The organism is Streptomyces sp. NRRL F-5727, from assembly GCF_000719555.1.
Taxonomy (GTDB): Bacteria; Actinomycetota; Actinomycetes; order Streptomycetales; family Streptomycetaceae; genus Streptomyces.
Genome location: NZ_JOGX01000019.1, coordinates 133790 through 147834, shown reverse-complemented (window position 1 = coordinate 147834; position 14045 = coordinate 133790). Strand labels below are relative to the sequence as shown.

At 74.5% G+C, this 14045-nt stretch carries 18 protein-coding genes and 1 pseudogene; 12 read left to right on the top strand and 7 right to left on the bottom strand.

What is annotated here, in order from left to right:
* The 4 genes and pseudogenes from IF73_RS41985 to IF73_RS0116305 form a co-directional block, all read left to right on the top strand.
* Positions 1-290 (top strand): annotated as a pseudogene (locus IF73_RS41985) (hypothetical protein); the annotation flags it as partial.
* Positions 287-721 (top strand): roadblock/LC7 domain-containing protein, encoded by a 435-nt coding sequence (locus IF73_RS0116315; protein WP_031008323.1) that lies wholly within the window; start codon positions 287-289, stop codon positions 719-721. The pseudogene IF73_RS41985 and the gene IF73_RS0116315, both read left to right, overlap by 4 nt.
* 12 nt (positions 722-733) lie before the next feature.
* Positions 734-1162 carry a DUF742 domain-containing protein gene (locus IF73_RS0116310; RefSeq protein WP_031008321.1) on the top strand — a complete coding sequence of 143 codons (429 nt, stop codon included), beginning with the start codon at positions 734-736 and terminating at the stop codon, positions 1160-1162.
* Positions 1143-1751 carry a GTP-binding protein gene (locus tag IF73_RS0116305; protein ID WP_031008319.1) on the top strand — a complete coding sequence of 203 codons (609 nt, stop codon included), beginning with the start codon at positions 1143-1145 and terminating at the stop codon, positions 1749-1751. The genes IF73_RS0116310 and IF73_RS0116305 overlap by 20 nt, the downstream gene beginning before the upstream one ends.
* Positions 1752-2012: 261 nt before the next feature.
* On the opposite strand, the gene IF73_RS0116300 is transcribed toward IF73_RS0116305, so the two are convergent.
* Entirely contained in the window at positions 2013-2438 is a 426-nt protein-coding gene (locus IF73_RS0116300) for a PPOX class F420-dependent oxidoreductase (protein WP_031008316.1), read from the bottom strand.
* A 170-nt stretch (positions 2439-2608) separates the two neighbouring features.
* Here IF73_RS0116300 and IF73_RS0116295 point away from each other — a divergent pair, with 170 nt between their 5' ends.
* The 7 genes from IF73_RS0116295 (at position 2609) to IF73_RS0116265 (ending at position 8776) form a co-directional block, all read left to right on the top strand.
* Positions 2609-3013, top strand: coding sequence for a roadblock/LC7 domain-containing protein (locus IF73_RS0116295; protein ID WP_031008315.1), 405 nt, complete (start codon positions 2609-2611; stop codon positions 3011-3013).
* Between the two features lie 149 nt (positions 3014-3162).
* Positions 3163-4257 (top strand): DUF6397 family protein, encoded by a 1095-nt coding sequence (locus IF73_RS0116290; protein WP_037879389.1) that lies wholly within the window; start codon positions 3163-3165, stop codon positions 4255-4257.
* 47 nt (positions 4258-4304) lie between these two features.
* On the top strand, positions 4305-5852 hold the full coding sequence (locus IF73_RS0116285) for an ATP-dependent DNA ligase (RefSeq protein WP_031008310.1): 1548 nt from the start codon (positions 4305-4307) through the stop codon (positions 5850-5852).
* A gap of 42 nt (positions 5853-5894) precedes the next feature.
* A complete protein-coding gene (locus tag IF73_RS0116280; protein WP_234338247.1) occupies positions 5895-6302 on the top strand; it encodes a hypothetical protein in 408 nt (135 codons plus the stop codon).
* Positions 6303-6520: 218 nt separating this feature from the next.
* Positions 6521-7306 (top strand): polysaccharide deacetylase family protein, encoded by a 786-nt coding sequence (locus IF73_RS0116275; protein WP_031008307.1) that lies wholly within the window; start codon positions 6521-6523, stop codon positions 7304-7306.
* A gap of 385 nt (positions 7307-7691) precedes the next feature.
* Positions 7692-8408 carry a hypothetical protein gene (locus tag IF73_RS0116270; RefSeq protein ID WP_063833430.1) on the top strand — a complete coding sequence of 239 codons (717 nt, stop codon included), beginning with the start codon at positions 7692-7694 and terminating at the stop codon, positions 8406-8408.
* Positions 8405-8776 carry a peptidase inhibitor family I36 protein gene (locus tag IF73_RS0116265; RefSeq protein WP_031008303.1) on the top strand — a complete coding sequence of 124 codons (372 nt, stop codon included), beginning with the start codon at positions 8405-8407 and terminating at the stop codon, positions 8774-8776. Before IF73_RS0116270 ends, IF73_RS0116265 begins: the two co-directional genes overlap by 4 nt.
* A gap of 22 nt (positions 8777-8798) precedes the next feature.
* Here IF73_RS0116265 and IF73_RS0116260 read toward each other — a convergent pair whose 3' ends face one another.
* The 6 genes from IF73_RS0116260 to IF73_RS0116235 form a co-directional block, all read right to left on the bottom strand.
* Positions 8799-9563: a rod shape-determining protein gene (locus IF73_RS0116260; protein WP_031008300.1), complete on the bottom strand. Its 765-nt coding sequence runs from the start codon at positions 9561-9563 to the stop codon at positions 8799-8801.
* Positions 9564-9726: 163 nt separating this feature from the next.
* Positions 9727-10914 carry a globin domain-containing protein gene (locus IF73_RS0116255; protein ID WP_031008298.1) on the bottom strand — a complete coding sequence of 396 codons (1188 nt, stop codon included), beginning with the start codon at positions 10912-10914 and terminating at the stop codon, positions 9727-9729.
* A gap of 89 nt (positions 10915-11003) precedes the next feature.
* Positions 11004-11447 (bottom strand): RrF2 family transcriptional regulator, encoded by a 444-nt coding sequence (locus IF73_RS0116250; protein WP_031008295.1) that lies wholly within the window; start codon positions 11445-11447, stop codon positions 11004-11006.
* Between the two features lie 98 nt (positions 11448-11545).
* A complete protein-coding gene (locus IF73_RS0116245) occupies positions 11546-11953 on the bottom strand; it encodes an SHOCT domain-containing protein (protein WP_031008293.1) in 408 nt (135 codons plus the stop codon).
* A gap of 177 nt (positions 11954-12130) precedes the next feature.
* Positions 12131-12589, bottom strand: a complete 459-nt coding sequence (locus IF73_RS0116240) for a peroxiredoxin (protein ID WP_031008290.1) — start codon at positions 12587-12589, stop codon at positions 12131-12133.
* An 89-nt stretch (positions 12590-12678) separates the two neighbouring features.
* Entirely contained in the window at positions 12679-13278 is a 600-nt protein-coding gene (locus IF73_RS0116235) for a PadR family transcriptional regulator (protein WP_031008288.1), read from the bottom strand.
* A gap of 167 nt (positions 13279-13445) precedes the next feature.
* Here IF73_RS0116235 and IF73_RS0116230 point away from each other — a divergent pair, with 167 nt between their 5' ends.
* On the top strand, positions 13446-13934 hold the full coding sequence (locus tag IF73_RS0116230) for an SRPBCC family protein (RefSeq protein ID WP_031008286.1): 489 nt from the start codon (positions 13446-13448) through the stop codon (positions 13932-13934).
* Positions 13935-14045: the final 111 nt, after the last annotated feature.

Sequence of the window (14045 nt, the reverse complement as noted above, 5' to 3'; positions counted from 1 at the left end):
GCCCCGCTCCGGGCGTCCGGCGCCCGCTCGGCGGCGGCGCCCCCGCGACGGCCCCCGCCCCCGCGACGGCCCCCGCCCCACCGGCCGGGACCGACCCCGGCCGCGTCACGCGCCCGTACACCGACGCCGCGCCCGCGTCCCCCCGAGATCCCGCGTCCCGGGGAAGCGCCGCCCAGGGCGCCCCGCACGATCCGCGCGCCGACGCACGCGCGCGTACCGACCTCGGCCCGTACTTCGGCACCCGCGCCACCCCGCCCCAGGACCTCCGATCCGAAGGAGACGACGCATGATCGACCACGAGAGGATCTCCCACCACCGCTCCGGCGAACTCGACTGGCTCCTCGACGATCTGGTCACCCGGGTCCGCGAGGTCCGGCACACGGTGGTGCTCTCCAGCGACGGCCTCGCGGTCGGCGCGTCCAGCGGACTCAGCCGCGAGGACGCCGAGCACCTCGCCGCCATCGCCTCCGGCTTCCACAGCCTCGCCAAGGGCGCCGGCCGCCAGTTCCACACCGGCGGCGTCCGCCAGACCATGGTCGAGATGGACGACGGCTTCCTCTTCGTCGCCGCCGCCGGCGACGGCTCCTGCCTGGCCGTCCTCAGCTCCGTCAGCGCCGACATCGGCCTGATCGCCTACGAGATGGCCCGGCTCGTCAAGCGCGTCGGCGAACACCTGCACACCCCGCCGCGGCTCGCGGTCACCCCGCCGGCCGCCGGCTGACCGGAGACCCCCATGACCATGGACAGCGCCGGCGACACCACCGGCGGCGGGCCGCCCGCACCGGGCAGCCACTGGTACGACGCCGACGCCGGGCCGCTCGTCCGGCCGTACGCGATGACCGGCGGCCGCACCAAACCCGGTCCCAGCAACGTACGGTTCGACCTCATCGCCCTCGTCGTCGTCGACGACGACCCGCCGGGCCCGGCCGAAGAGGCCGTCCTCGGTCCCGAACACCGCGCCCTGCTCACCCTCTGCCGGGCCGAGACCCAGTCCGTGGCCGAACTCGCCGCCGACGCCGACCTTCCCGTGGGCGTCGTCCGGGTCCTCCTCGGCGACCTCCTCGAATCGGGCTTCGTACGCGTCAGCCGACCCGTACCGCCCGCGCAGCTCCCCGACGAACGCATCCTGAGAGAAGTGATCGATGGCCTACGAGCGCTCTGACAGCACCGGCGCGGACGGCGACACCGCTCTCGCCCTGAAGATCCTCGTCGCCGGCGGCTTCGGCGTCGGCAAGACCACCCTGGTCGGCGCGGTCAGCGAGATCCGCCCGCTGCGCACCGAGGAACAGCTCAGCCGGGCCGGCGAACTCGTCGACGACACCGGGGGAGTGGCCCAGAAGACCACCACCACGGTCGCCATGGACTTCGGCCGGATCACGATCCGCGCGGGACTCTCGCTGTACCTCTTCGGCACCCCGGGCCAGGACCGCTTCTGGTTCCTCTGGGACGAGCTCTCGCAGGGCGCCCTGGGAGCGGTGGTGCTCGCCGACACCCGCCGGCTGGAGGACTGCTTCCCGGCGGTCGACTACTTCGAGCACCGGAAGATCCCGTTCGTGGTGGCCGTCAACTGCTTCGAGGGCGCCCGTTCCTACGGGGCGCAGGACGTGTCCCGCGCCCTCGACCTGGACCGGGGGACGCCCGTGGTGCTGTGCGACGCCCGCGACCGGGACTCCGGGAAGGAGGTGCTCATCCGGGTCGTCGAGTACGCCGGGCGGATGCACACCGCCCGGCTCCTCGACACGGTGGGCTGAACCGACGGGCGACGCGACGCGACGCGACCCGGCCCGGCCCGGCCCACGGGACGTGGCCGCCTCCGGGAGAGGCGACCCGGCGGCCGGCGCGACCGGGCCGCGTCGGAGGGAGGCGAGCCGGCCGGTATGACCCGCCGCGGCGGAGGGAGGTGAACCGGCCGGTATGACCCGCCGCGGCGGAGGGAGGTGAACCGGCCGGTGTGACCCGCCGCCGCGCACGGAGGTGAATCGGCCGGCGTGACCGGCCGCCGCGGGGAGGGGTCAGTCGGAGACCTCGCCCGCCGACGTCACCTTCTCGATCTTCACCCGGACGACGAGCTCGCCCGGCACCCCGTTGCGCGCGCCGAACTCCGCGGCCCGGTCCTCGCCCATGTAGCGGCCGCCGATCCGGGTGGCCCAGTGGACCAACTCCTCTGGGTCCTCGCTCAGTTCGGCCACCCCGCTCAGGGTGACGTAGGAGAACGGCGGGGCGTCGTCGTCGACGCAGAGGGACACCCGGCCGTCCCGGGCGAGGTTGCGCCCCTTCACCGTGTTCTTGCCGGTGTTGAACACGAAGGAGTCGCCGTCCAGCACGAACCACACCGGCACGACGTGCGGGCTGCCGTCCGCGCGCACGGTCGCGAGCTTGCCGGTACGGGTCCCCCGGGACACGAAGTCCCGCCACTGTTCCTCGGTCATTCTCGTCATGGCCCCATCGTGCGGCACGCGGTGGCCGTTCGGCGGCACACCCGGGCCGACGGGGGTGCTTGCCCTGTCCACGACAGTGCGTAAGGCTTGCGGCGACACGCGGTCCGTACCGGCGCACGCGGGCACGGGGCCCGGCCGGCGCGACCGCACCGATGAGGGGGAGGACCAACATGGCGCTGGACAAGGGGCTCGACTGGCTCCTGGATGATCTGACCCGCAGGGTCGGACCGATACGGCACGCACTGGTGCTGTCGAACGACGGACTGGTGACCGGGGCGAGCAGCGAACTCGCCCGGGAGGACGCGGAGCACCTGGCGGCCGTCTCCTCCGGCCTGCACAGCCTGGCGCGCGGCTCCGGACGGCACTTCCGGGCGGGCCGGGCCCGGCAGACGATGGTCGAGTTCGACGAGGCGCTGCTCTTCGTCACGGCGGCGGGCGAGGGCAGCTGCCTCTGCGTGCTGAGCGACGCGGAGGCCGACGTCGGTCAGGTCGCCTACGAGATGACGCTGCTGGTCAACCGGGTCGGCGAGCACCTGGGCGTCTCCGCGCGGCAGCCGGGCGGCCCCACGCCCTGACAGCGGCCGCCGGCGGTTGTCCACAGGCGGTCGTCCACAGGATGCGCGCGATGCGTCACTCTCCGTTACCTTCCTGGTGTCGGGTTCACCGGAATCCGAACCGTGCGGCCGGCCGGCCGGGCGAGCGAGTGGGGGAGGCGGCGGACGCCATGAGGGTGGACGAGACGACACGGACGGTATCGGCGGCCCGGGCCGCTGAGGAGCTGGAGCTGAAGCGCGAGGAGTTCCGGCTCGCGGTGCGGATGGGGCTGATCAGGACGGTCCCGGTGCCGGATCCGGAGGGCGCGCTCCGGGACCGGGGGAGCGGCCGGGGCCGGGTGCCCGAGCGGCGCCCGGTCGAGCGTGCCGAGCTCGACCGGCTCAAGGCGGCGCCGGACTTCCCCGACGGCCTGCGCGAGCGCGTCCGGATGGTCGGCGCGGGAGAGGCCGCCGGGCTTCTCGGCATCACTGTCGCCCGGTTCGGCCGCCTGGCGCGCACGGGCCATCTGAGCCCGGTCCGCTTCTACCTCAACCGCTACCGGACGGTGATCTGGCTGTACGTGGCGGCCGAGGTCACCGCCTTCGGCGAGGAGCACCCCGCCCTGCTCTCTGGGCGGCTGCCGGCGGCGGTGCGCGAGCGGGAGGCGGCGCGGGAGGACCTGCGGGCCAGGAACTGGCGCACCCGCCACCTGGCGCTGCTGCTGCGCGGCGGTGACGACCCGTGGGCGCGGGCGGCGGCGATCGCCTCGCTGCTCGACCCGGTCCAGATCGCCGAGGTCGTCGACGACCCGTACGAGCGCGCCTATCTGGACCGGTTGCGGCCGGCCCCGCCGCCGGGCTTCCCGGTCGCGGGCGCGGCCCGCGAGGTCGCCGACCGCCTGGTCCGCGCCGACGACCCGGACGAGATCCTGTGGCACCGGATGAGCCTCGCCCTCGCCCTGGACGAGGCCCGCGCCGCCCGGCAGGCGCCGTACCCGGGGGAGCGCCCATGGCCGGCCGGGGAGCCGGTGCCACCGCCCGCGGCGCCGGCGCATGCGGTACCGGCAGAGCCGGGGCACCCGCCCGCCCGTCCCCCCGTCAGTCCCCCTGCCAGTCCCCCTGTCAGTCCCCCCGTCCGTCCGCCCGCCCGTCCGCGCGGCCGGGTGGGGCGACCGCCGGGCCGGGGGCCGGGGACCAGGGGGCCGGGGCTGCTGGAGAGGATCAGGCGCTCCCTCCCGGGGCGGACGGCCGGCGCGGGCTGGGGCGCGCGGCGTGACTGGAGGTGAGGCCGGCTGCGGGTGCGGCGGTGGGGCGGCCCGGTGACGATGGGGGCATGTTGCTGGCCCGTGTCGCGGAGGTCTCCCGGCAGGTCGCGGCCGCCTCGGCGCGGTCGCGGAAGACCGCCCTGCTCGCCGGACTCTTCGCCGAGGCCACCCCCGAGGAGAGCCCGCTCGTCATCGCCTACCTCTCGGGCCGGCTGCCCCAGGGCCGGATCGGCGTCGGTTGGAGCACGCTGCGGCAGGTGGTGCCGCCGGCCGTGCCCCCGGCGGCGGAGCCGGTGCTGACGCTCGCCGACGTGGACGCGGCGATGGACGCGCTCGCGGCCGTCGCGGGGCCCGGATCGCAGGGGGAACGGGCGCGCAGGGTCCACGAGTTGTGCGCGGCGGCGACCGTGGAGGAGCAGGAGCTGCTGGTGCGGCTGCTCTCCGGGGAGGTGCGGCAGGGGGCGCTCGACGCCGTCGCGCTGGAGGGCGTCGCCAAGGCGGCGGACGTGCCGGCCGCCGAACTGCGGCGGGCCGTGATGCTGGAGGGTTCGCTGCCGCCGGTGGCGCAGGCGGTCCTCGCGGAAGGGCGTACCGCCCTCGACCGGTTCACCCTGCGCGTCGGGCGGGCCGTGCAGCCGATGCTGGCGCACACGGCCGGTTCCGTCACCGAGGCGGTGGAGGCGCTCGGGCCGTGCGTGGTGGAGGAGAAGCTGGACGGCATCAGGATCCAGGTGCACCGCGACGGAGGGGAGGTGCGGGTCCACACCCGCTCCCTCGACGACATCACCGTCCGGCTGCCCGAGGTCGTCGCCGTCGCCCTCGACGTGCCGTCGGAGTCGTTCATCCTCGACGGCGAGCTGATCGCCCTCGATCCCGGCACCGGCCGCCCGGTCGCGTTCCAGTCCGTCGCCGGCCGCGTCGGCTCCCGCGCGGACGTCACCGGCGCCCGGGCCGCGCTCCCGCTCACCCCGGTCTTCTTCGACGTCCTCGCGGCGGACGGGGAACCCCTCGTCGACCGCCCCGGCCGCGCCCGGCACGCGGTCCTCGCCCGCCTGCTGCCCGAGGACCGCAGGGTGCGCCGCGTCGAGGTCACCGCCCCCGACGAACCGGCCCAGGTGGAGGCGGCCGAGCGGTTCCTCGCCGACACCCTGGCCCGGGGGCACGAAGGCGTGCTGGTCAAGGCGCTCGACGCGCCCTATGTGGCGGGCCGGCGGGGGCGGACCTGGCTGAAGGTGAAGCCCGTCCACACCGTCGACCTCGTCGTCCTCGCCGCCGAACGGGGCCACGGCCGCCGCACCGGCTTCCTGTCGAACCTGCACCTCGGCGCCCGCGCGGAGGACGGCGGCTTCGTGATGCTCGGCAAGACCTTCAAGGGCCTCACCGACGAGATGCTCCGCTGGCAGACCCAGCGCCTGACGGAGCTGGCCGTCGAGGACGACGGGTTCACCGTGCGGGTCCGCCCCGAGCTGGTCGTGGAGATCGCCTACGACGGCCTCCAGCGCTCCACCCGCTACCCGGCCGGCATCACCCTCCGTTTCGCCCGGGTGCTGCGGTACCGCCCGGACAAGCCCGCCGCCGAGGCCGACACCGTCGAGTCCCTGCTCGCCGCCGGCTGAGCCGCCGGGCGGGAGCCGTCGACGTGGCGGGGCGGAAGGGGGATGCTGGAAGAGTGGCACGTCTGCCACGAGGAGATGAGCGACGTGTACGACTTGCACATCGACACCGACGTCACCGTCCAGCTGAGCGACTGCCGGCAGGAGGACGCGCGGGCCGTGTTCGAGGTCCTCGACCACTACTACCGGCTGGAGGACATCGAGCCGCCGAGCCCGGCGGGCACGGGGCCGGCCACCACCGTGTGGATGGCCACCTTCGACACCTCCGACGGACGGCGCGAGGAGCTGCGGCCCCCGCGGCTCACCGGCAAGGTCGGCGCCCTGCTGACCGGTGGGTACCACGCCGTCGGCGAGGTCGAGAGGGTGCTCGCCGCCGGCTTCGACATCGAGTCCCTCCAGGCGGTCTCGGGCGACCAGGAGACCGAGGCGCGACTGCTCCTCGCCTCCCGCTGAGCGCACCGGGCCCGGCCCGGACGGACGGTACGGAACACCCCGGGTGGAGCGGACGGGCCCCGCCCGGGGCCGAGTCGTGCCCGCGAAAGGCCCCGGACCCCCCTCCCGGCCCCGGTATACACCGTGTGTAGAGTTCACGGCGGCCATCGGTACACCCGCCCTGACCAGGCGTGGAGGTGGCCGCGTCACACACGAAACCGGGGAAAGCGGGTACCACCATGTTCCGATCCAGGCCGGGCCGTCGCGGTGGGAGGACCGCCGCCCTGCTCGCCGCCGCCACGCTCCTGCTCACACTGAGCGGCTGCGGCGTGGACCCCCTCACCCCGCAGGCAGCGCGGGCCGAGGCGGCAGACGACGGCAAGGCGGGCACGGCGCCCCGGCGGGTCGACTGCGCCCAGGCGAAGTGCATCGCCCTCACCTTCGACGCCGGCCCGGGCAAGGACACCCCGCACCTCCTCGACGTCCTCAAGGAGAAGCACGTCCCCGCCACCTTCTTCCTCCTCGGCCGCAAGCACGTCGAGCGCTACCCCGAGGTCGTCCGGCGCATCGCGGACGAGGGGCACGAGGTCGCCAACCACACCTGGTCGCACCGGATCCTCACCGACCTGGACGAGAACGAGGTCCGCGAGGAGCTCTCCCGCACCCAGGACGCCGTCGAGAGGATCACCGGCCGCAAGCCCGTCCTCATGCGCCCGCCCCAGGGCCGCACCGACTCCACCGTCAGCGACGTCAGCCGCGAGCTGGGCCTCGCGCAGGTCCTCTGGAGCATCACCGCCAAGGACTACTCCACGACCGACTCCGCCCTGATACGCGAACGCGTCCTCACCCAGGCGCACCGCGACGGCATCATCCTGCTCCACGACATCTACGACGGCACCGTCCCCGCCGTCCCCGGGATCATCGACGAGCTCAAGGAGCGCGGCTACACCTTCGTCACCGTCCCCGAACTCCTCGCCCCCGGCACCGCCCGCGCCGGCGAGGTCTACCGGCCCGAGAAGGACTGACCGCCGGGCCGCGGACCCCGGCCCGGCACGGGTGACCCGACTCACACCGTTCACCCCGTACTGCCCGGAACATCAGGAAAAGGTTCACCGTTCTCCTGTATGTGACGGCGAAGGGGCCCGGTCCCCAGGTCCCCCCCCAGAGGTGACCGCCCTTCGCCCGTCACGGCGAGCGGCCCCGGCTGGAATCCCCCGTCCAGCCGGGGCCTCGCCATGTCCGGGACGGCGCGCACGGCGCCCGCAGGGCGCGCACGACGGCGCGTTCGACCCGTTCGAGTGAGGTCGCGCATGACCTGCCCCGTCACGGGCAGTGATCGCTCGGGCCGCGGACGATCATCCTCCGGCCCGCCGCCGACCCGGCACCGCGCCATCGTGCGAAGGGGGACCCATGCCGCTCGCCACCACACCGCTCGCCCGCCGAGCCCTGCCGGCCGCCGCCGCGCTGGCCCTGCTCACCGGCTGCGCCTCCGTCCGCTCCGACCAGCCGGGACCGCCCGCCGTACCGTCCGCGCGCGCCGAGCAGGACGCGCTCCTGAAGGCGGCGGAGCGGCGGTTCACCGACGACTGCCTCGCCGGGCGCGGCATCCTGGCCACCGCCGAACCGCGCGCCCCCGCCGAGGACCGGGCCCTCCAGGCCGCCCTCTTCGGCACCGGGCCCCGGGAACTCTCCGTGACGCTCGCGACCGGCGCCACGGTCACCGCCCACAGCGACGGCTGCGTCGCCGCCGCCCGAGACCGGCTCTACGGCGACCAGCACCGCTGGTTCCGGGTGCAGGTCGTCGTCGACAACCTCCGGGCCGAGGCCCAGGCCCGCTACCGGGACCACCCGGACCACCGGGCCGCCCTCGCCCGCTGGACCGCCTGCGTCGCACCGGCGGGCCGGCCCCGCCCCGAGCGGCCCGACCCCGAGGACGCCGCCCGCTGCGCGCGGGAGACCGGCCTCGACGAGACCCGCGCCCGACTGGAGCGCGTCGAGCTGGCCGAGGTGCGCGCCCTGCACCACGACGAGCTCACCACCTACCGGCAGTTGCGCGACCGCGCGCTGCTGCGGGCGGTCCGGCTGCCCGCGTCCACCCCACCACCGAAAGGCAACGCCCCCTCGTGAAGCGCATCCTGGCCACCACGGCCGCCGCCCTGCTCGCCCTCACCACCGGCCTCGCCGTCGCCGGTCCCGCCACCGCCGCCGAATGCCCCTCCGGACAGTTCTGCGTCTGGCAGGAAGCCAACTTCGGCGGACAGCGGGCCAACTGGAGCGGCGACGACGGCTGGTGGGAGAGCTGGATCTCCGACACCGACTCCTCGTGGGCGAACCACGGCATCTCCGGCCCGGGCATCAAGGACCACGTGCGGGTCTACGAGAACGCCTGGCAGGGCGGCAACATGACCATCTGCCTCGCCCCCGGACAGGAGGTGGGCTACAACGCCGCGGCCAACGACCGCGGCGACTCCCACATCTGGGCCACCGGCTGCTGACCCCGCCCTCGGCGCGCCCCGGTCACGGGGTGCGCCGGGCCCCCGGGTGCCGCAGGGCCGAGGCCAGCATCAGGCCGGCACCCCGGACCACGCTGGTCGCCGGATCGTTGGCCAGCCGGACCCGGCCGCGCAGCACCTGTGCGAGCCGCGCCGTCACGTCGAGCCGGAGCGCCCCGCCTCCGGCCACCAGCACGCCCCGGCGCAGCGCCCCGCGGACGGCGCCGGTGCCGTCCGCACGCCACATGTCGCTCACCATGTCGGCGGCGGTGCCCGCCACCACGTCCGGCATCCCGCCGTGCGCCGGCAGGTCGTCCACGCCGAGTTCGGCGAGCCGGGCGTCCTGCACCTGGCCGTCGACGACGAGCGTGACCTCGGTCAGCCGGGCGCCCAGGTCCACCACGAGCAGGGGGCCGCCGCCGGGCGGCCCCGCGTAGGCGGCCGCGGCCCGGGCGCTGTCGACGGCGATCACCCGGACGGGGCCGAGCCCGGCGACCACCCGGCGGACCGCCTCGCGCTCCGCCGGGGCGGCGAGCACCGGATGGGTCAGCATCACGACGGTGTCGTGGCTCTCGCCGCCGGGGGCGGAGGCGGCCAGCCGCTTCAGGAGCTGCAGCTGCGAGGAGGTGTCCGCGACCCGTCCGTGCCGGACCGTCGCGCTCGGCACGTCCGCGAAGACGCCCGCGCCCGGGGCCCAGGCCCGCGTCCGTGAGCTGCCGATGTCGAGGGCGATCCCCCGTACCGGCCGTCGCGCGTCCCGCTGGGTGCCACCCGCTCCGTACGATCCCATCGTGTCCGTCCACATCCTGTCGGCCCACTGATTACGAGGCCGATCCGCGCCCTCACTATGCAGGATCCGCAGCGCGAACGCCATGGGCCCTGAGGATCCAAGGATCATGTGCGGGCCCGGGGTGGCGTGAGCCCACCCGGGCCCGAGCGGGCGCGGCCCCGGGTCAGGCGGAGGCGCCCAGCCAGAGGTCCGGGCCGAAGACCTCGTAGTGGACGTCGGCCGCGGCGACGCCCGAGGCGACGAGGTCGCCCCGGACCGCCCGCAGGAAGGGGAGCGGGCCGCACAGGTAGGCGCTGGTGCCGGCCGGCAGCTCCAGCGCGGTCACGTCGGCGAGACCCTCGCGGGCGCCGGACGTGCCGGGCTCCTCGTACCAGAGGTACAGGCTGCCCTGCGGGAGCCTGCCGACGAGCTCGCGCAGCTCCTCGGCGTGGGCGTGCGTGCCGGGGGAGCGGTCGGCGTGCACCACGACGACCGGGCGCTCGGTGCCGGTGGTGGCGAGGTGGTCGAGCATGGCGAGCATCGGGGTGCTGCCGATGCCGGCGGAGGCGAGCAGCAGCGGGCCGTCGCCGTCGGGCAGCACCAGGTCGCCGAAGGGCGCGGAGACCTCCAGGACGTCGCCGGGGGCCGCGTGGGCGTGGAGCTCGCTGGAGACCTCGCCGGCCGGGTCGCCGTCGACCCGCTTCACCGTGATGCGCCACTCCGGACGGCCGGGGCCGGAGGAGAGGCTGTACTGGCGGATCTGGTGGGCGCCGTCCGGCAGGGTGACGCGGACGCTCACGTACTGGCCGGGCCGGAAGCCGGGCAGCGGGGAGCCGTCCGGGTCGGTGAGCACGAGGGAGACGATGTCCGGGGTCTCCTCGCGCCGCTCGGCGATCCGCACCGGGCGCCAGACCTGGCCGTCCTCGACGCCGGCCTCCTGGTAGAGGCGGCTCTCCAGGGCGATGAGCGCGTTCGCCATCAGCCAGTAGACCTCGTCCCACGCCTGGGCGACCTCGGGGGTGACGGCCTCGCCGAGCACCTCGACGATCGCGGCGAAGAGGTGCTCGTGCACGATCTTGTACTGGTCCGCGGTGACGCCGAGCGAGGCGTGCTTGTGCGCGATGCGGGAGAGCAGCGTGTCCGGACGGGTGTCGGGGTGCTCCAAAAGGGCGACGGCGAAGGCGGCTATGGACCCGGCGAGCGCCTTGCGCTGGTCGCCGCTGGCCTGGTTGCCCCGGTTGAAGAGGTCGCGCAGCAGCTCGGGGTGGGCGGCGAAGAGCCGTCCGTAGAAGCGCTCGGTGATCTCGTCGAGTGCTCCGCCGACGGCGGGCAGCGTGGCGCGGACGACGGGTACGGCCTGCTCGGACAGCATCGGAACTCTCAATCTGGTAGATGATCTACCTATTTAGATCGACGGGGGGTCCCAGGCGGCGTGAGCCGCCCGGGGTGGCGGGTGCCGGGTCAGGAAGGAGGGCGCGGGCTGAGGGAGAGCAGGACGGGGCCGGTCGGCGATCCCACGAGATCGGCCACGGTCAGCCGGTCGAGCGTGCGGTAGAACGCGTCCTGCGCCTCCCGCAGCGCACCCCGCAGCCGGCAGGCCGCCCGCAGCGGGCACGGCGGATCGGCCTCGCAGCCGACGACCTCCTCCTCGCCCTCCAGGGTTCTGGTCAGCCAGCCCACCGAGGAGCGCCGGCCGAAGTCGGTGAGGGCGAGCCCGCCCCCGCGTCCGCGCCTGGCCTCCACCACGCCGAGGTGCTGGAGCCGCGTGACCACCTTCGCCATGTGGGCGTGCGGCACGGCCATCTCCTCCGCCACCACGCGCGTGGTGACGGGCTCCTCGTCGTCGGCGACCGCCAGGCGCATCACGGCGCGCAGGGCCAGGTCGGTGAACTTGGTCAACCTCACGGCATGACCGTATCAAAGGCGTATCCCGGACTCGCATTAAGGGTGCGGGTCCGGGATACGAGGCCCGCCACGCGGGGCGGGGCGGGGGCAGGGAGGGGTCAGGCGAGGACCTTGGCCTTCGCCTGCTGGAACTCCTCCTCGGAGATGGCGCCCTTGTCCTTCAGGTCCGCGAGCCGCGCCAGCTCCTCCGTGGCGCTCGGGGTGCCGTTCGCGGCGGCCTGGGTGCCGGCGGTCTGCCGGATGTACTCCTGGAAGCGGGCCTCCGCCTCCTTCGCCTGCTTCACGTCACGCGCGCCCATCCCCCTGCCGCGGGCGATCACGTAGACCAGCACGCCGAGATAGGGGAGCAGGATGCAGAAGATCAGCCAGCCCGCCTTGCCCCAGCCGCCCAGTTCATGGTCCCGGAAGATGTCCGTGATGACCTTGAAGAGCAGGAAGAGCCACATGATCCAGAGGAAGAACCACAGCATCGTCCAGAAGACGTTCAGGAGGGGGTAGTCGTCCATTCCTGCACACTCCGATCCGTCGCCCGGCCGGGAGGCCGCGCGTTGGAGTGAGTCTCACCCGTCCGGCCCGCGCCCGCATGTCGTGGCCGCCCGCCCGGGTCCCGCGTACGGGCCGCCGGGCGGGCCGGACCGGGCGCGGCCCCCGCCCCGGCGGGCGCGCCGAACGGTCGGGCGGGCTCAGGAGGCGCGCAGCGCCGCGAGCGCGGCCAGCGCGCGGTCCGCGTGGGCGCTCATCCGCAGCTCGCTGCGGACGACCTCGCGCACCCGCCGGTCCTGTCCGATGACGAAGGTGACCCGCTTCGTCGGGGCCAGCGAGAAGCCGCGCCGCACGCCGAAGCGCTCGCGCACGGCGCCCTCGGGGTCGGAGAGCAGCGGATAGCCCAGCGAGTGCCGCTCGGTGAACTCCCGCTGCTTCTCCACCACGTCGCCGCTGACGCCCACGGGCTGCGCGCCCGCCGCGCGGAACTCGGCCGCCAGGTCCCGGAAGTGGCACGCCTCGGCGGTGCAGCCCGGCGTCATCGCCGCCGGGTAGAAGAAGAGGACGACCGGCCCCTCGGCGAGCAGCCCGGACAGGGAGCGGGGCGTCCCGGTCTCGTCCGGCAGGGTGAAGTCCTCGACCAGATCACCGACGTTCATGCGGTCCGCCCCCTTCGTCGGGCGCCCCGGCCTCCCGGTGTCCGCCCTGGCCGCGCCCGCCGGCCTCCCCGGCGCGCTACCCGAGAGTTCTACCGCAACGTAGGAGCCGGCGTCACCCCGCCGCCGCCCCGGCCGGCCGAGATCCGCGCGTCGAGGACCGCGAGCACCCGCTCGCCCCACCGGAGGTTCTCCTCCTCCAGCAACCGGCCGCGCATCAGCGTCAGATACGGCCCGACGCGCTCGGACTCGCGCAGATACGTCTCCTCGTCCCGGTCGCCGAGCAGCCACTGCCGCAGCCGGTCGTACCGGGCGAGCTTGTCCCGCGACACGTCCATCCGCTGCGCCACGAAGCTTCGCACGGCCTCGGTGTCACCGCCGTCGCACGCCTGCACCTGCACCATCAGCTCGTCACGGACCGCCGTCGGTCGCGGCGCCACGGAGGTGAAGGAGTCGAGGTCCCGGCGCCCCTCCGGGGTGAGGCTGAACATCCGCTTGTTGGGACGCCGTTCCTGCTCGACGACCCGCGCGGCGATGAGTCCGGCCTCCGACAGCCGGTCGAGCTCGCGGTAGAGCTGCTGGGGGGTGGCGGCCCAGAAATTGGCGACGGACACGTCGAAGATCTTGGCGAGGTCGTATCCGGATGCCTCGCCCTCCAGAAGAGCTGCGAGAACGGCGTGCTTGAGGGACATCCGGACACGCTAGCAGTCCGTTGAATAGTTTCCTCCGCACCTATTCAACGGCCGAGGTGACGGCGGTCCGCGCGGTCCTGCCTGGCACGCGGGCCCCGGGCCTGCCTACGCTGGATCACCAGACACCACGGGGGAGACGACCGGGGGCCGGAGGAGCGAGCAGCGCCATGGACACCGACGCGTACGTCTACACCAGCTACATCAGGACGTCCCCGGACGACCTCTGGAAGGCGCTGACGGAGCCGGAACTGACCCGGCGCTACTGGGGCGTGGCCTTCGAGACGGCATGGACTCCCGGCGCGGGGATGGTCTGGGACGAGGGCGGCCGGCGGACCGCCGACCCCGAGCAGGTGGTCGTCGAGGCGGTGCCGGGCCGCCGGCTCGCGTACACCTGGCACACCTTCACCCCCGAATGGGCGAAGGCGGTCCGTCTGGACGACGAGGTGTACGGGCTCCTCTCCCGCGAGCGCCGGTCCACCGTCACGTTCGACCTCGAACCCTCCGGCGACGACATGGTCAAGCTGACCGTCACGCACGACGGCCTGGAGCCGGACGGCATCATGCGGGGGCTCATCGGGGAGGGCTGGCCCGCGATCGTCTCCAGCCTGAAGTCGCTCCTGGAGACCGGCGAGGAGCTCCCGGAACCGCCCCGCTGACCCATTCGAGTCGTCTCCCGGGCCTCTCGCCCGCCACGCCCGCACATGTGATCATCCTTTTCTCCCCCTGTCGGTTCTGATGATCCGGCCGGTGTCCGCCCGCCGGCGCGC